Origin of the sequence: Erwinia sp. (assembly GCF_049696395.1) — a bacterium.
Classification (GTDB): domain Bacteria; phylum Pseudomonadota; class Gammaproteobacteria; order Enterobacterales; family Enterobacteriaceae; genus Erwinia.
Genome location: NZ_JBAVTT010000056.1, coordinates 1 through 15,954 on the forward strand (window position 1 = coordinate 1; position 15,954 = coordinate 15,954).

Annotated in this window: 16 protein-coding genes; 5 read left to right on the forward strand and 11 right to left on the reverse strand. The window is 51.3% G+C overall.

The genetic code is table 11. From position 1 onward, the window contains the following. A partial coding sequence (locus WCC56_RS07705; RefSeq protein ID WP_424691812.1) for a hypothetical protein occupies positions 1–219 on the forward strand: 219 nt, incomplete at its 5' end. 81 nt (positions 220–300) lie between these two features. Here WCC56_RS07705 and WCC56_RS07710 read toward each other — a convergent pair. The 4 genes from WCC56_RS07710 to soxR form a co-directional block, all read right to left on the reverse strand. Continuing rightward, a complete protein-coding gene (locus WCC56_RS07710) occupies positions 301–1,950 on the reverse strand; it encodes a Na+/H+ antiporter (RefSeq protein WP_424691813.1) in 1,650 nt (549 codons plus the stop codon). 169 nt (positions 1,951–2,119) lie between these two features. After that, entirely contained in the window at positions 2,120–3,469 is a 1,350-nt protein-coding gene (locus WCC56_RS07715) for an NCS2 family permease (RefSeq protein ID WP_424691814.1), read from the reverse strand. 395 nt (positions 3,470–3,864) lie between these two features. Next, complete coding sequence (locus WCC56_RS07720) at positions 3,865–4,527, reverse strand: glutathione S-transferase family protein (RefSeq protein WP_424691815.1); 663 nt, start codon at positions 4,525–4,527, stop codon at positions 3,865–3,867. Between the two features lie 63 nt (positions 4,528–4,590). Beyond that, the gene (gene soxR, locus WCC56_RS07725) at positions 4,591–5,058 is read right to left on the reverse strand and encodes a redox-sensitive transcriptional activator SoxR (protein ID WP_424691816.1); all 468 of its coding nucleotides are present in this window, start codon (positions 5,056–5,058) and stop codon (positions 4,591–4,593) included. Between the two features lie 90 nt (positions 5,059–5,148). On the opposite strand from soxR, the gene soxS reads away from it, so the two are divergent. Next, positions 5,149–5,577, forward strand: coding sequence for a superoxide response transcriptional regulator SoxS (gene soxS / locus WCC56_RS07730; protein WP_424691817.1), 429 nt, complete (start codon positions 5,149–5,151; stop codon positions 5,575–5,577). On the opposite strand, the gene WCC56_RS07735 is transcribed toward soxS, so the two are convergent. Further along, positions 5,574–6,878 carry a diguanylate cyclase domain-containing protein gene (locus tag WCC56_RS07735; protein WP_424691818.1) on the reverse strand — a complete coding sequence of 435 codons (1,305 nt, stop codon included), beginning with the start codon at positions 6,876–6,878 and terminating at the stop codon, positions 5,574–5,576. The two genes, soxS and WCC56_RS07735, sit on opposite strands and share 4 nt — an antisense overlap. Before the next feature lie 1,010 nt (positions 6,879–7,888). Between WCC56_RS07735 and WCC56_RS07740 the strand changes: the two genes are divergently transcribed. Beyond that, positions 7,889–8,170 carry a YjcB family protein gene (locus WCC56_RS07740; RefSeq protein WP_424691819.1) on the forward strand — a complete coding sequence of 94 codons (282 nt, stop codon included), beginning with the start codon at positions 7,889–7,891 and terminating at the stop codon, positions 8,168–8,170. A 56-nt stretch (positions 8,171–8,226) separates the two neighbouring features. Here WCC56_RS07740 and WCC56_RS07745 read toward each other — a convergent pair whose 3' ends face one another. Continuing rightward, positions 8,227–9,180: an ATP-grasp fold amidoligase family protein gene (locus tag WCC56_RS07745; RefSeq protein ID WP_424691820.1), complete on the reverse strand. Its 954-nt coding sequence runs from the start codon at positions 9,178–9,180 to the stop codon at positions 8,227–8,229. Between the two features lie 8 nt (positions 9,181–9,188). Further along, on the reverse strand, positions 9,189–10,445 hold the full coding sequence (locus tag WCC56_RS07750) for a polysaccharide biosynthesis C-terminal domain-containing protein (RefSeq protein WP_424691842.1): 1,257 nt from the start codon (positions 10,443–10,445) through the stop codon (positions 9,189–9,191). 543 nt (positions 10,446–10,988) lie between these two features. On the opposite strand from WCC56_RS07750, the gene WCC56_RS07755 reads away from it, so the two are divergent. Continuing rightward, positions 10,989–11,384 carry a transposase gene (locus WCC56_RS07755; RefSeq protein WP_424691821.1) on the forward strand — a complete coding sequence of 132 codons (396 nt, stop codon included), beginning with the start codon at positions 10,989–10,991 and terminating at the stop codon, positions 11,382–11,384. Positions 11,385–12,237: 853 nt separating this feature from the next. Here the strand turns inward: WCC56_RS07755 and WCC56_RS07760 are convergent. Continuing rightward, positions 12,238–13,203, reverse strand: a complete 966-nt coding sequence (locus WCC56_RS07760; protein WP_424691822.1) for a DMT family transporter — start codon at positions 13,201–13,203, stop codon at positions 12,238–12,240. 212 nt (positions 13,204–13,415) lie between these two features. Between WCC56_RS07760 and WCC56_RS07765 the strand changes: the two genes are divergently transcribed. Next, entirely contained in the window at positions 13,416–14,351 is a 936-nt protein-coding gene (locus WCC56_RS07765) for a VirK/YbjX family protein (RefSeq protein ID WP_424691823.1), read from the forward strand. 26 nt (positions 14,352–14,377) lie between these two features. Here WCC56_RS07765 and WCC56_RS07770 read toward each other — a convergent pair whose 3' ends face one another. The 3 genes from WCC56_RS07770 to WCC56_RS07780 form a co-directional block, all read right to left on the reverse strand. Then, entirely contained in the window at positions 14,378–14,824 is a 447-nt protein-coding gene (locus tag WCC56_RS07770; protein ID WP_424691824.1) for a DUF3828 domain-containing protein, read from the reverse strand. Positions 14,825–14,920: 96 nt separating this feature from the next. Continuing rightward, positions 14,921–15,073 (reverse strand): alpha/beta fold hydrolase, encoded by a 153-nt coding sequence (locus tag WCC56_RS07775; protein ID WP_424691825.1) that lies wholly within the window; start codon positions 15,071–15,073, stop codon positions 14,921–14,923. A gap of 204 nt (positions 15,074–15,277) precedes the next feature. Beyond that, positions 15,278–15,832, reverse strand: coding sequence for a single-stranded DNA-binding protein (locus tag WCC56_RS07780; protein WP_424691826.1), 555 nt, complete (start codon positions 15,830–15,832; stop codon positions 15,278–15,280). Between the last annotated feature and the right edge of the window lie 122 nt (positions 15,833–15,954).

A 15,954-nucleotide genomic window follows, 5' to 3' on the forward strand; every position in this document is an offset into this window, starting at 1 on the left:
GGGAAGGGAGAGAAGGTTGATAAGCAAAGTATCTGCGACATGGACGTCGCAGCTAAGCCTCCAGGGAGGATTCACGGCGTCTTTGTGTTCAACCTTCTCTCCCTGACCTGCCGCCAGACCCTTCAGACAACTTACGATCCAGCAGCAAAAATCCCATCTGGACCTGCCACCAGACCCTTCAGGCAACTTACGATCCAGCAGCAAAAATCTCATCCCTGACCTGCCACCAGACCGCTAAGACACCTTACGATCCGGCAGCAAAAATCTCATCCTGACCTGCCGCCAGCCCCTTCAGACAACTTACTCTTCTTTCTCTATCAGCAGCGCTTCCAGCAGATCGAGATCGTGCAGTAACTTCTGCATGGTTTCATTACTGATTTTCTGCGTGGCGCGCAGGTGATACAGCTCGCCTCGCTCTGCTCGTAAGGCGGTCAGGCGGAAGCGGCGTTCGAGATTCTCGGCGTACAGCGCACGCTCCAAATCTTCTTTGCCCTCTACGCGGCGGCGCAGGTTGCTGGTAACGCGGGCACTGACCTCTTTCACCAGATCTGTATCGATGTTCTCGTCCGTGTCGGCGGCCAGACGCTCTTCCATCTTGCGCAGGCTTTCAATTGCTGTCCCTGCCATCACCGCGCGTGCCATCTGCACTTCATGGCGATGGGCCGTTTTATCCATGCCTTCAATACCACGCAGCAGCAGCGGCAACAGAACCACGCCCACCAGCAGCGAGAACAGGATCACGCCCGTCGCCAGGAAGACCAGCTCATAACGCGCCGGGAAGGCATCGCCATTGGTCAGGAACAGCGGAATCGACAGCACACCGGCCAGAGTTATCGCCCCTCGGACACCCGCAAAAGAAGCAATCAGCAGCTCACGCAGCGAGTAACTGGTGAACTCCATCGGCTTCTTCTTCAACAAGCGCTTGCTGATCTGCTGCATCGACCACAGCCAGCTGAAGCGAACGATCATCAGCGCGGCGTAAATCAGCACCACCGACAAGGCCAGCATCCAGAAATCTACGTTAGGATCGGCTTCAGCCATGTTCATCGAGTTGGTCAGAATGTCCGGCAACTGCAGGCCCAACATCAGGAACACCATGCCGTTAAACACAAACTCCAGCATCTGCCAGACGCTGTTAGCACGCAGGCGCATCGCCAGCGGTGCCTGGCGGATAATGCCAGAACGCGAGATGGTCATCCCCGCCGCTACCGCCGCCAGGATACCAGACACACCGATATGCTCGGCAATCAGGTAAGAAGCAAACGGCAGCAGCAACAGCAGTACGGTTTGTGTCGCCGGGTCATCTCCGCTCCAGCGGCTTACCAGGCGTAACGATTTACCATACAGCCAGCAGATAGCGATACCCGCCAGCAGACCACCAATCGCCACTTTCAGGAACTCGATGGTGGCTCCGGAGACGGTGAACACCATGGTGCCCATCGCAACCGCGACGGCAAACTTCAGAGAGACCAGGCCAGACGCATCGTTCATCAGCGCCTCGCCCTGCAAAATCGCCATAATCTTTTTCGGGATACGCCCTTCCCCGACAATGCCGGACAAGGCCACGGCATCGGTTGGTGACAACACCGCCGCAAGCGCAAACGCAGCCAGTAACGGAATGCCCGGCACCAGCCAGTAAATCAGATAGCCAATTCCCACCACGGTGATCAGGACCAGCACCAGCGCCAGCCCGATAATTTCACGACCGTGGTTCAGAAACTCACTGGTTGGGGTTTTCCAGCCATCCGCAAACAGCAGCGGCGGGATAAACAGCACCAGAAACAGCTCGGGATCGAAGTCGACATGTAAGCCAAACGTCGGCCAGGCCAGCAAAGCGCCCATGGCAATCTGCACCAGCGGCAGAGGGATTTGAAACGGAATGATGCGGGCAGCGACGCCTGAGAGCGACACCATCAGCGTCAAAATGAGGATGGTAAAGAAGATTTCCATGTTTCCCTTATCTGTCTTCCTGAAAAATACAACAACACCAGTCGGAACGATCGACCTTGGGGAATAGTAAAACAAAAACAGGAAGGGATTTAAAACCTGGAGTGCGTTATTGGGGGAATAATTCAGATAACCAGGAAAAATCAGGGGCCGCCTGGCAGCCCCAGACTTTTTAGATGGCCCAACCGCCAGCATAGAAAGCCACCAGCGCCACCGCGATGATGACCGTGCCTGCGTTCAGCTTACGCCATTCACCAGCAAAAATGCGGCCAATCACCAGCGAACCGAAACCTAACATGATGCCGGTAACGATGTTACAGGTCAGCACGATGAAGACCGCCGCCAGCAAACCTGACATTGCATCAACAAAATCGTCAAAATCGATTTTTGAAACATTGCTCAACATCAGCAGGCCAACATACATCAGTGCAGGTGCCGTTGCGTAACCCGGAACCAGATAAGCCAGCGGAGAAAGGAACAGGATCACCAGGAACAGCAAGCCCACGACAATCGCTGTCAGACCGGTTTTCCCACCCGCTGCCGTGCCGGCCGCAGATTCGATATACACCGCAGCAGGCGATGCGCCTACCAGACCAGCAAAGATGCTGCTCACGGAGTCGGTAGTCAGTGCCTTACCGCCGTTGATGATCTGATTGTCTTTATCCAGCAGGTTAGCCTGCCCTGCCACCGCACGGATGGTGCCGGTAGCATCGAAGACCGCCGTCATCACCAGCGCCAGTACGCTGGGCAGAACCGCAGGTTTCAACGCGCCCAGAATGTCCAGGCTGAACACCAGCGAGTTACCGTTGGCATCGCTCAGGCTTGGCATGGCAAACAGCCCCTGATATTTCACCGCTGGATCAAAAATCAGCCCCAGAATGGAAATGGCGATCACAGTCAGCAGAATGCCGCCCGGTACGCGCAATTTTTCCAGACCGAAAATTGCGGCCAGACCCAATAACGACATCATCACCGGGAAGGATGCGAAATCACCCAGCGCGACTGGCAAACCAGGCGCAGGGTTTTTCACCACCAGGCCAACACCGTCAGCCGCGATCAGCAGCAGGAACAGACCTATACCTACGCCAGTCCCGTGAGCAACGCCCATCGGCAGGTTACGCAGGATCCACGAACGGATACCGGTTGCAGAGATGACGGTGAACAGCACACCCATCAGGAATACCGCACCCAACGCCACAGGCACGCTGATGTGTTGTCCCAGCACCAGGCTGAAAGCGGTAAAAGCAGTCAGAGAGATAGCACAACCAATGGCCATCGGCAGATTGGCCCACAGGCCCATGATCAACGATCCGAAGCCTGCCACCAGACAGGTAGAGACGAAGACCGCCGTAGGAGGAAAACCGGCTTTGCCCAGCATCGACGGCACAACGATCACCGAATAGACCATGGCAAGGAAGGTGGTTAAGCCCGCCAGAATTTCCTGACGAACAGAACTGCCGCGCGCAGAAATTTTAAACCAGCTGTCCAGCGAACCGCCGGGCTGATGAGAAGGAGTCGACATAGTGAAAAATCCCCTGAGATTTCTTATGAGTTATTGATGCATGACGCATGAAGCTGACTGATTCGACGTTTCACCATCCCAGGACGCACTGTTCACAGACCGCGAAAACCCACTACCGGGGCAACGGTCGGAAAAAAGGCAAACGTTTACTGCGTCACGCATTAAGCCGCACTATTTTAAAGGCAAACGATTATCCAGCGTTTAATAGTGCATTTTCAACTGCTGTTCGCACCTATATTTGCACAAACCATGAGTTTGACTCTGGCGATCCACACCTCGCCGCAATCAGAGGAGACTCTACCCATCCGTTATGCGGCGTCGTAATAGCAATTTCTTATGGATACAGCTCAGGGGGGTGGCCCTGAAACGCAGGGGCATTTCAGGGAGAAATCTATTCAGTCGAGCTTTACTTCACCGCCCTGTTGCAGGGCTCGCTGCCAGGCTGCACGATTTTGGACTTTCGTCAGCCAGGCCTGTATTGCCGGGGAGTTTGCTGCGCCACCGCGCGCGCTCAGAGCCTGAATCGGGAAGCTCATCTGTACGTCTGCAATGCTAAAGTGCGGCCCTGCAAACCACTCGTTGCTGGCAAGATGCTGTTCTATAAACTCGCGGTGGGTCGCCAGCTGTTTATCCAGATAGCCCTTCTGCACACCTTTGCCAAAAGCATTGCCAATGGGACGCAGCAGCCAGGGAACCGGCGGTTTCCCCATCCGGCTGAAGATCAGCTTCATCACCAGCAGTGGCATTAACGACCCTTCGGCATAGTGCAGCCAGTAACGAGACTGCAAGCGGGCTTCTTCATCAGTTAGTTTCAGCCTGTTTTCTGCGTCATAACGCTCGCTCAGGTACTCAAGGATCGCGCCAGATTCCGCAACCACGCGATTTTCGTCGGTGATCACCGGGGATTTCCCCAAAGGATGCACTTTTTTCAGCGCTTCAGGGGCCAGCATGGTGCCCTCACGCTGATAGCGTTTGATCTGATAAGGCACTTCCAGCTCTTCCAGCATCCAGAGCACACGCTGCGATCGGGAATTATTCAGGTGGTGAACGGTAATCATGTTCTAACCTTGTGTTAAACGGGGAATTATCAGTATAGACACTCTGAAAAGAGCTGAAGTGGCTCACTCCCGCTCAGACTCCAGCAGGATCGCCCCGGTGCCACGCTCGCTTAACTGATCGTTCGGGTTACGCAACGGACAATCCTGCATCGACAAACAGCCGCAACCAATGCAACCGTCCAGATCGTCACGCAGCCTGGTCAGGGTTTCGATCCGGCGATCCAGCTCTTCACGCCATTTCTCAGTCAGCACCTTCCACTCTTTCGGTGACATGCGGTTTCCTGCCGGAAGCTGCATTAAGTGGTCGCCAATCGTCGCCAGCGGAATGCCGATGCGCTGAGCAATTTTGACAATAGCCACCCGGCGCAGCACATCGCGGTGATAGCGCCGTTGGTTTCCGGCATTGCGGAAGCTGCTGATTAAACCTTTGCTTTCATAGAAATGCAGCGCAGAGACGGCCACACCGCAGCGCAGGGCGACGTCACCTGGCGTCAGTTCTCGCTTGTTAGGACAGTGGCGACTTTTTTTCATTTAGCTCTTTACCTCAAGTTAACTTGAGGAATTATACTCAGCAGCCATTGAGAAGACGACCCGAAATGTTCCGCCAGGGAGAAGAAAAGTATGCATGACGACATCATCCACACCCTTACCGACTGGATTGAAACCAACCTGGATAAAACGCTGTCGATTGATGAGGTGGCCGCGAAATCGGGCTATTCGAAGTGGCATTTGCAGCGGATGTTTCGCACCGTGACCAAACAAACGCTTGGCGGCTACATTCGTGAGCGTCGTCTGACGCTGGCGGCCGAAGCGCTGCGTCAGACGCAGCGCCCGGTGTTTGATATTGCTATGCAGTATGGTTACGACTCGCAGCAGACGTTCTCCCGCGTGTTCCGCCGTCAGTTCTCACAGACGCCAACCGCCTATCGTCATACCATGCGCCGCCAGTCGCTGACCCGCCAGGTAGGTTACAGCTTCGACTGCAGCGACTTTGCCAGCGCGGCCTATGGCAAAGTGCAGCAGGACAGTAACTGCCCAGCCTGCAACTAAACCCGGTTACGAAGCTGCGGCGCGGCTTGCGGATCCTGCCCCCAGAATGAAGGGGAGAAGTACCAGCCGCCGCCCAGCTCTTTGATGTGGTACATCGCCGCATCGGCCTGAGCAATCATCGCCTCGCCCGTGGCATGATTTTTTGCCAGCGCCACGCCGATACTCAGCGATTGAGCCACGGTCTTGCCGCCAGCCAATCTGATAGGTTCACGCATCGCTTCGATGACATTTTCAGCCACTCTGGCAGCCTGCTCACCGTTCTCGATCCCTGTTAGCAATACCGCGAATTCATCACCGCCCAGACGAGCGACTAAATCCTCTTTCCTCAGCCTGCCTCGCAAACGTTGTGCAGTCTCCGCCAGGACATTGTCCCCTGCTGCGTGACCGTACGTATCGTTAACTTCTTTGAAGCGATCGCCATCGATAAACAGCACCGCCACCTGATCGCAGGTTTGTGGGTTGTTCATCAGTTTTTGTAACGCCCGTTCGAAGGCTTTGCGGTTCGGCAAACCAGTCAGCCCATCATGCAATGCCTGATACGCCAGCGAATCGTTTTCACGCTGCAGGCGGTTCTGCCAGTCAGACAGTTCATCCAGCAGACTGTTGAAATCGCCGCTCAGCTTATTCAGCTCCGCAATTGAAGAGGAAGGCACCCGCAGCGAGAATGCCCGGCGTCTGCGAACATCGTGCGCGACCGAGGCAATATTTTGCAGCCCGGTTAAGATCCCCGCGTGCATCCGGTGCGTAAGCCAGAAGGCCAGCAACGCCGCCACCAGCATGCTGCCGCTCAACCATTTCAACGCCTGGCTGAGATAGTGCATCACCCGGCTGGCATCGCCGCTTAGCCAGACCTGACCTATCACCTTACCGCCATGCACGATCGGCACTTTTGCTGGCTGCTGAAACAGCCAGTGTGTCACCAGCTCCCCTGCCCCTTCAGGGTGTACGGCGCCAGGTGAAGTCCAGTTAACCAACACCTTATTATTGGCATCGACAATTCTGGCGTGGCCGAACTCCGCCTTCGCCCCAATTTGGCGGACGATATCGTTGGCCGTAGCAGCATCGCCAGCCAGTACAGCGGGCTGAACGCTGTAGCCGAGAGTAGTCGCTACCAGTTGAAGATTGTTTTCTGCATAACTCCGCAGGGCAAACATCGACAACACTGACAGCGAGATGCCGCTGAACATCAACGACACCACGATAATCACCAGGTGAATGCGTTGCAGACTTTTGCGAAGCGTCGGCAACGGCTTTGTGGCAGAGCGTTTAGTCGCTGTGCCAGCTAAAGGTTCACTGGACATGCTTCCTCCCTCGCCGTATCGGCGGTGAATTAGCCTTATGCACGGCGCACTTCCACAAAAGTACTGTGACCCAGCCAATCAACACCAGCGAGCTGTTGCCCGCCCCGGCGTGGGTGATCATCTTGTCATAAGCCGCAGAGCCGGCCTGAGCCTCGGAAACACAGCCCAACATAATGCAGAGTGCAAGAGGGGTTCTCTGGGGGTGTAACAGGCCTTGTAGCCTCAAATAGCCAGTGGAAAACACAAAGGCTCCTTTATTTTTTTTATTGCTCCATTACCTCATTTCGCTTTAGCGAATATCCGGGGAGCTTTTTTTCAGGTGTAGAAAACTCCGCCCCGTAAAAATGGAAGGGAATGAGTTATAAGGATTTTTTATCCTGAAAAATCCTACATAGCATTGACGGGTTGTACAACTTTTAGCAGGTCAGATTCATCCCAAAGAGAGAATTTGACTTAAGTTAAGAACGGGGAAGCCTAAGAAAGCGTTAAGTATTGCCCGAAACCTGGAATGGCTGGCGATATCAAGCGGCTGTTTTTGCTGCATTTCCAGGAGTCCCGAAAAAAATCAAAGCCGGGACTGGACGACTCAGCTAATCATTTAGAATGACAATTATTGGCATTAATCGTCTCAAAATAAGGCTAACTAGCTTATATCAATAATAAAAAAGATCACGGATGCCGATAAATTTCAGCCCCGCAAAGAAAGAGGTGATGGGATAAGGGGCAGTAGACGGTTTTCACTTTTACGCTATAGGAATTATTCCTTATATTTTGGAATAGCGTCGGTAAATATCAGTAAATAAAAGGCTATTTTTATCGCTAACAAAAAACTACCATACCAGGCCCAAATTTTGTTCAAATTTTAAAATCGAGTGATATAATGTGACCGTCATCACACTTCTGTGACCTGTTATGTCAGTTCAAATGAAAAGCAACCTGGCAACTTTTCGTTTGAACCGGTGATGCCATAGCCTCTTGTCAGGGCAGTCATTCTCGGAGTTTGAACAGATATGGGTACCTTAACCGCTAGCCTGGTATTGATGAGATGGGAACTGGTTAGTGCAGTAATGATGTTTATTGCCAGCACCTTTAACGTGAAGTGCCGTCAGGCCAGCCATAAAGGCATCGCCTTTGTCTTCACCGGCGTAGGGATTGGTATGTCATGCTGGTTCGTCACCGGGCTGTTAGGGATCACTCTGAGCATGGATAACCTGCATAACTTCTGGCACATCACCAAAGATGTGTTCGTGGACGTGATGAGCCACACGCCAACGGATTATCCTATGCCCTGAAAACACACGAGCCGTTTTCTCAAAGAGAAAACGGCTCGTTGTTGTATTCGGGTCTTTCAGAACTTCTTAAAAGCCACCGGCAACGGAGTCCCGCTTCCTGAGGTTTCTGGTAATACTGCCGCTTTGTGTTCCTGCAGCCACATATCACCCATCATCTTATCCAGTCCCATATCCAGCCCTGTCACCATCCCGGCACCTGGCGTAAAGGTCAGCTCGCCGAAGTAGATTTGCCCTTCACTGATGTACCAGTCAACGCGAACGTAGTCGAAGTCACTGGCCAATTTTTTGCTCAGCTCCAGCGCCCTCTGCAAGGTTTCCATATCACCACTGATATCCAGACCGGTGTCACGGATCTTGTAGAAACAGTGCTCCAGATTGTTGACGTAGAAGTTCATCGACAGCGGTGAGTTACCACAGCGGTTGTAGATAATCTGCAGCACGTACTCAAAGTTGCCATCTTTCTTGTTGAACATATGGAATTTATAGTCGATGGCGGCTAACTTGCCGTCACCCACATATTCTTCCACCAGAATACGCGGTTTGATGTAGCGATAATGAATCTCGCGGGACTGATGCGAGAAATCACGGCGCAACCACTCTTCACAACGACGTATCAACAGCTGCTTCTGAATGCAGTCCGGTTCTTCAAGCAATATTTCTACCATACCAGAGCCGTGATTAGGCTTAATAACGGTATTTTTTAGAGATTTAAGTCCCAGCAATGAAATCGGATCGTCCGTCTCATGCAACAGAGGAATTAAATACTCTTCACCAATTGTTTTTGCTATGTAGTCACGCACTAAAACTTTATCCGAAAGATTCCCATAACGAACATAGTCGCCAGTGACGAATTTGCGATACAGAATTTTCTCATTAAAAAGTTTTGGCTGGCGAATGTTAGGTAACCGCTTAAAAGTGTGAAAATAGTAAACTCGGTCCTGATAGGACCACGGCATTTTCTTGAGCAGGTATAAGACGCCTTTTCTCAATTCTGCTTTGAGTTTTAACATTTTTTACCTCATTTGTATGTTTTGTAGTTAAGTGAGGAAAGCTGTATTTTAAGAATGACGGCATTCTTAAAGAAATAATTCATTACGGTCAGGGAAAGCAGTTCGGTGATCAGAACACTCCAGGCTGCGCCTGTTAACCCCCAGAAACGGATAAAGAACCAGTTGGTTGCCACGCTAATTACCATCAGGACAACGATCTTGACCAGCAGGTAATTAAAACCACCTTCCTTCACCATGTAGCGGTAAGCTACTGTTCCCATTGCCGAAAAGCAGGTTGCTAACGACAATAACGTAACGAGATTTCCCGATTGTGTGTAGTCATGCCCATAAAGGGTAATGATGATCTTTTCGCCAAACAGCGCGACGATAAGAAGCATCAAAAAGGAAACTGCCATTACATAGCCATTCAGCCTTGCGGCCAGTTTTACTGCCACATCCGCACGCTCCCTGAAGATCTCAGAAAAACAGGATGTTATGATCGCTACCGGGATAAAAATCCAGGAAGCAGAAATAGTATTGGCGGCGGTAAACAGCCCCAGCTCATGCGCTGAGCCCACGCCTACCAGGAAAAATTGTGCCAGTTTTACCTGTATCGAGATGAATACACTGGAGATTGCCAGCGGTAATCCCGCGTGTAACAGGTAGCGCAAATAGCTTCTGTGCTTGCGCTTAGGCGGCGAGCTGAGGGTATTCGCCTGGTGGAATCGGCTGCGCTTGATCATGTACGGCACCAGAGTGACGGACACGATGGAGAGCGAAAGCAGTAAAGGACTCAGCTTGAACCAGGCAACCAAAAAACTGATGCCAAAACTGATGACCATTCCCGTGGCATTGGCCACCGTATTCATCCGCGACTCTAACCGGGCATTGTTGTACACGCTGAAGATATCCTGCGTGACAAACATTGCCGACAGGAACGAAGCGACCGCAAAAACCAAAAAATTTTCCCGCATCTCCAGCCAGACGTAAATTAATACCGGCAAGGACAGTAATAACAACAACACCATGCGTAGCTGTTGGGTCACAGCCATCAGCCTTATCCCTTTAGGCACATTTTTGCTGATACTTTTAAACAAAATGGTTTCAGTACCGAAAATAGCGATAGTCTGAACAATTGAAAAAAGTGAAGCAGAAAATGCTATTTGCCCAAATACTGAGGGGCCAAAGGATTTTGCAACATAGGAAGTGACAAATATCACTCCAAATACGGAAACGACTTTTTCCGACATCATCCAGATGGCGTTTGACATTGCGCGGTGTTTCATCGAAGCATCCTTTGTAAAACTAATCACTTATTTGCAATAACTCGGCACGTCCATGTCGAAAACGGAAATTTTACACGCTCGATATACCTGGCGAAAAAATGGACCTAATTCTTTTAAAGCGGACAATTCCTAATCCGCTCTCAGTGAATGCATTTTTTTGTTTCAACGCTTTGATCACTGAAAATAGTCTGAGTATTTACGCGCTTAAATTTATGTAAACCTTTTCACAAGTCACTTTTTGGCGCTAATTATCATGGCACAAATTTCAGGTTACACATGCTGGAGTATTCTGAATCACTCGCTGGCCCAGAAGATTTCATGTGACGAATTTATATCAAAAACCTGCATATCGAAAGCTAACTAAGGGGTTTAGAAATAAAATAGGAGAAATCCCATGATGATATTTCTTCATAATCACTTAACTTAATCCCTGCCATTCAAATCGCGCACTTATCGACACTGCTCAGATTTTTGGAATAATCAGATCCACTAATTGTTGCAGTCAATCTCATCGTATTATTGTTAAGAAAGGGAAGAGCATTTATGAGAAAGTCACGATATACAGAAGAGCAAATCACCAGTGCCATTAAAGCATCTGAATGCGGGGTAAAGGTGAAAGAGATCTGTGACGAACTGGGGATCTCTGAGGCTACCTTCTATAGCTGGAAGAAGAAATTTGCCGGATTATCTTCAGAAGAAGGTCGTAAAATCAAAGACCTGGAGGAAAAAGTACACAACATGGAGCGCGAGCTGCAAACGCTTAACTCCGACAAAGAAATGCTGCAAAGCGTACTGAAAAACTTCTTTACTACCAACGACAAGCGTCAGGCAGTTAATTACCTGCAGGATACCTTTGATATCGGGACACGCCGTAGCTGCCGCCTGCTGGATATTAGTCGTAGTGTCTATCATTACCCGTACAACATTGAAAACCAGTAATTGAGATCTACAGCACATTTGTATATTACCTGCAGGACCAAAATAAAATATTCCCATTGCTAATTGAAAAGTACGGTTCGTTTTTATGGAGACGTGTTTTCTTGATGAGTTAATTGTCTGGATTGTCCCCTGTTAGGCTGTATCTTTATTCACCACCAGCTAAAAACCCATCTGTTTCAATCCCTTCTGAGCGCATTTATCTTTGTACCCAAAGATAAATGCGCCTTTCCTGACATTAACCCTTCTAACCGATGGGTTAAAAAACACCCAGCCACCTTCAAATTCCGTTAACATTCTCTCTTTAACAATGGTTCATGATTTTCATCTTTTTGGTAAAAGTGCATCTGTTATGCTACTAACCGATTTGGCTTAAATCACGGTGTGATGGAGCATTCGCCTGGTTCAGGGCCAGTCATTCCGTCAGCAACCCTGTAGTAACACTTAAGCTTAAGACCTAAAACCCTTCTGAAGCAGCAGCCAAAGAAATCATAATTACGGAATTTCTAATGTGTTTAGCCCTTCCCGACCCCAAGACTGTCGTTTCCGAGAGCTGATAATTTGAGTTAAGGGTGGTTTGAGTTTATAAAAACCGTCTCAAAAAACCGCCCTTTGCCATTAAGTAGCCCCCGTACACTGTCTAAAAAAGCGGGCTATTCTCATTAGCGATTATTCTTATAGCGGAACAATTAGAGTCTGTGCCAGGGAAAAGAGTGCGCTGAAGCCGCTTTCCGGTCTGCGGCATTGTCCTAAAAACAGGGCTTTGATCACAGAATCGACATAATAAGGGCCGGCTTTACGGCCAGCCCAGAAAGAAGGTTTTCGAGGATGATTTGACGGGGTGAGGGAGGTTAAATCATTTGCCGACAATGACTTCAGCGATCGCCGGCTCCGGTTTAATCCTGGTGGCAACGATAACCCCAGCGATCAAACAGGCGATGCCAGACAAGGTCAGAAGCGGAGGCCAGCTTTGGCGGATTATAAAGGTATAAGCCAGGCCAGCCAGTATCTCGAAGACTATCAGCGGGCCCACCAGCACCGTTGGCAGCCGCTGGCTGGCTTCATTCCAGCACAGTGCGCCCAGCCACGAACAAAGCAAACCAATGGCAATCATCAACGGGATAAAGACGTCCGGGCGAGGGCCAAACGGCAGTGAAAAGGAGGGTTGGGTCAGATGCAACTGCACACTCACCAACAGATAACCGACGATAGCCAGCGGCAGTGTGGCAATACCCTGCGCCGTTGCCCAGGTTGTGGCTTTTCTGTGCGGATGCTCGCGAAGCCAGCGGGCGTTACGTAACGGATACCAGGTCCAACAAATCATAGCCATCAACGCCAGAACAATGCCACTGACGTAGCGCCAGACATCGATCTGCTGTTCACTTCCCTGCAATTCGGCAACGTTCACCAACATCAATCCGGCAGCGATTAACAGCAGGGCGGGCGTAAGCTTGCGCCAGGCCAGACGTCCTTCATGCTGACCATAAAGAAGGTTAGCGCTGACAGAAATCACCACCGGCAGCGTGCCGATGATCATCGTCGAGACTGGCGCCCCGGTGCGTTGAATGGCATTTGCCAGAAAGGTGTAATAAAGAAGGTTGCCCACCAGCGACAGTTTCAGCGCTTCGGTCCAGTCGCCACGCGACAGTTGGCGCAGGCGTTTCCAGTCACGCCAGGCCAGCGGCAGGGCAATAAGCCCGAAAGCCAGGTATCGCCCAACGGACTGCAACGCCCCAGGATAATCGGGCACCAGCAGCGGCCCAACAAATATTAAGCCCCACATCATCCCTGCGGCCACAGCAAACAACACGCCTGCAAACATAGAAAACCTGCATTTGGTCAAAAAAAAGAGCTTACGGCTTTTACTCTGTGCGATCCAATCCGGCAGCGAATCGCTGAGATTTGCCTTAAGTACGGGTGAAATTAAACACCTCTTCAACCGAACCAGAGAAGTCCTGGTGGGCCCAGAGATGTTTACGAAACGTTGAGCGTCAGCATGGTTGACTGTCATTTTACCCCTCTGGAATGCCGACCATGACCGATACCACACTCGTTCCTCATCAGGAAAATAGCCTGACCCTTTTTCTGTCTCTGATCTCCGGAAAATATAAGCCGGGCAAGTTGTGGTACGACCCTGAGTATCGCATTAAATATCTGTTCCGCTCGCTGGCCTGGCCTTCGGCCACCAGGAAGATCCTCGCGGCGATCACGGAAGAGCCGGTAATGCGGGAGATCCTGCCGATTCAACACACGCTGCCGAGTAAGATCCACCGCCCTTACCTTTATAACGGTATGACAATGGCCGCACGAGCCAACGCCATCATCAGCCACTATCATTATGTGAAGCAGCTCCCTTCCCTGCGCTTACGCCAGGCAATGCTGAGCCAACAGGGTCTGGAGCTGGTGAGCTTTACCGGTAAAAATGGCGAAGCTTTTAGCGTCACGCTGGCTTGTACAGGTCGTTGTGAAAGAGAAGGTGAAGTGAACTTGCTGTTTCGCCGGGAGGGCGTGCAGTTGGCGATGCTGACGTTTGCCGTCGCCACGGTTGAAGGCGAGAAGGTGGCGATAATTGGCGGCATTCAGGGTGCGCATCGCGATACGCCGCATGAGCTGATCCGCGAAGCAACCAAAGCCTGTTACGGCTTGTTCCCAAAACGCTTGTTGATGGAAACACTGACGCTGATCTGCTCGGCTACCGGCGTGGCAAAAATTGAAGCGGTTAGCGATAACGGCCATATTTTCCGCAGCCTGCGCTACCGGTTAAAGAAACGCAGCCTGTTCCATGCCAGTTATAACGAGTTCTGGGAAACGCTGAATGCCCAGCCATCCGGCAGCAAACTGTTCTCGGTGCCGCTTAGCTTCCCAAGAAAGCCGTTGGAAGAGATCGCCAGTAAAAAGCGTTCTGAATACCGCAAACGTTACGACCTGCTGGATACGTTGCATGAGCAATTCAGGCAGGTCATTGCCTGAAATAAGCCAGGATCGGCCCTGAGCTGTCAGGGCTGCTTGTTCTCTTCTTTTTCAACGTCGTCGATTTTCCAGCCTGAATCCTCTTTGTGCAGCGTGACCAGCAGCAGCTGCTGGTCGTCAGGATCGTTACCCAACGTGACGTCGCCAGAGGCAGAAACACCGTTCAGGGTAAAACGCCCTACGCTTACGTGATCCACCCAGGAATCGCTGTAGTCCTGATCCTGCAGGAAGAAATCATCATCCATCCCATCCGGACTTTTTATCAGCACATTGATTTTGTTCAGCAGCTTTGGGGTCACAAAGGTAGTGAGCAGCGGATCGTGCTCATCAATCGGACTCTCATCTTTGCTGAGTGCCGTAAGATACCAACTGTAAAAACTCTGGCTGACCGCTTCAGGATCGTTCCGATTTTCTGCCGCAGCGCCCTGCCAAGCCAACAGCGCCATAACTGGCGCCAGTAACCATCTTTTCATCTAATGCCATCTCTACCCGGAATGCCAAAATGCTCCGCTAATTTACCCTTTCGCGACAGTATTTGAGCGATTATCTGCGTTATTTTTAGTAACTGTTTATACCGGGTGCGCCGCAAGCCAACGAGTTATCACAGCTGCCAGCGCTTTTGGTTGCTCCAGCGGCAGCATATGTCCGGAGTCTTCAATCACTTCCAGCGCTGCACCGTGAATGTTATCGCGCAGCACCTCTGATTCGCGTGACGTTTGCATCCGATCTTCACCCGCCGCGATGACCACTACGTTGGCCGGGGTTTGCGAATTAATAAGAGAGGATGAGGATGAGGATGAGGATGAGGATGAAAATAGTGAGCGATAAAACCGGTAACAAACACTTTTTGGCCTTTATCGCAGGCATTAAAAAACCCCGCCTGAGCGGGGTTTTTAGCGGGGTTCAACAACGTTCTGAAAGCGGGATCAGAAGGGGATATCGTCGTCGAAGTCCATTGGTGGCTCGTTGTTAGCCGGTGCGCTGTTCTGCTGTGGCTGAGCCGCCGGACGAGCCTGCTGGCCGCCACTGAACTGATTGCCGCCGCCCTGAGGCTGCTGTGGCTGGCCCCAGCCGTTGTTGCTGCCCTGACCACCCTGACCGCCGCCAGCCGGTGCGCCTGCACCGCCGCCCTGACGTCCACCCAGCATCTGCATAGTGCCGCCAACGTTGACGACAACTTCGGTGGTGTACTTCTCAACGCCAGCCTGGTCAGTCCATTTACGGGTCTGCAATGCGCCTTCGATATACACCTGAGAACCTTTACGCAGGTACTCTGCCGCGACTTCTGCCAGTTTGCCAAACAGCACAACACGGTGCCATTCGGTTTTTTCTTTGGTTTCGCCGGTTTGCTTGTCACGCCAGCTTTCGGACGTGGCCAGCGTGATGTTGGCAACGGCGCCGCCATTTGGCATGTAGCGGACTTCCGGATCTTGACCCAGGTTGCCCACCAGGATCACTTTGTTTACGCCTCTGCTGGCCATGTTCGAGTCTCCGATAATTGTTCTGCTTTAAGTCTAAGCCGGAAATTCTAACATGCCACTCCCTTAGATCCTACTTTCAGATCCGCATCGCGAAGGGCTTTATCAAGCTTGCACCGTTGCAG

Coding starts and splice junctions, on each gene's coding strand:
- WCC56_RS07740 (WP_424691819.1), top strand. CDS start 7,889: ATGGGTACCTTAACCGCTAGCCTGGTATTGATGAGATGGGAACTGGTT.
- WCC56_RS07775 (WP_424691825.1), bottom strand. CDS start 15,073: ATGCAAACGTCACGCGAATCAGAGGTGCTGCGCGATAACATTCACGGT.
- soxR (WP_424691816.1), bottom strand. CDS start 5,058: ATGAAAAAAAGTCGCCACTGTCCTAACAAGCGAGAACTGACGCCAGGT.
- soxS (WP_424691817.1), top strand. CDS start 5,149: ATGCATGACGACATCATCCACACCCTTACCGACTGGATTGAAACCAAC.
- WCC56_RS07735 (WP_424691818.1), bottom strand. CDS start 6,878: ATGTCCAGTGAACCTTTAGCTGGCACAGCGACTAAACGCTCTGCCACA.
- WCC56_RS07710 (WP_424691813.1), bottom strand. CDS start 1,950: ATGGAAATCTTCTTTACCATCCTCATTTTGACGCTGATGGTGTCGCTC.
- WCC56_RS07755 (WP_424691821.1), top strand. CDS start 10,989: ATGAGAAAGTCACGATATACAGAAGAGCAAATCACCAGTGCCATTAAA.
- WCC56_RS07745 (WP_424691820.1), bottom strand. CDS start 9,180: ATGTTAAAACTCAAAGCAGAATTGAGAAAAGGCGTCTTATACCTGCTC.
- WCC56_RS07750 (WP_424691842.1), bottom strand. CDS start 10,445: ATGAAACACCGCGCAATGTCAAACGCCATCTGGATGATGTCGGAAAAA.
- WCC56_RS07780 (WP_424691826.1), bottom strand. CDS start 15,832: ATGGCCAGCAGAGGCGTAAACAAAGTGATCCTGGTGGGCAACCTGGGT.
- WCC56_RS07760 (WP_424691822.1), bottom strand. CDS start 13,203: ATGTTTGCAGGCGTGTTGTTTGCTGTGGCCGCAGGGATGATGTGGGGC.
- WCC56_RS07720 (WP_424691815.1), bottom strand. CDS start 4,527: ATGATTACCGTTCACCACCTGAATAATTCCCGATCGCAGCGTGTGCTC.
- WCC56_RS07770 (WP_424691824.1), bottom strand. CDS start 14,824: ATGAAAAGATGGTTACTGGCGCCAGTTATGGCGCTGTTGGCTTGGCAG.
- WCC56_RS07715 (WP_424691814.1), bottom strand. CDS start 3,469: ATGTCGACTCCTTCTCATCAGCCCGGCGGTTCGCTGGACAGCTGGTTT.
- WCC56_RS07765 (WP_424691823.1), top strand. CDS start 13,416: ATGACCGATACCACACTCGTTCCTCATCAGGAAAATAGCCTGACCCTT.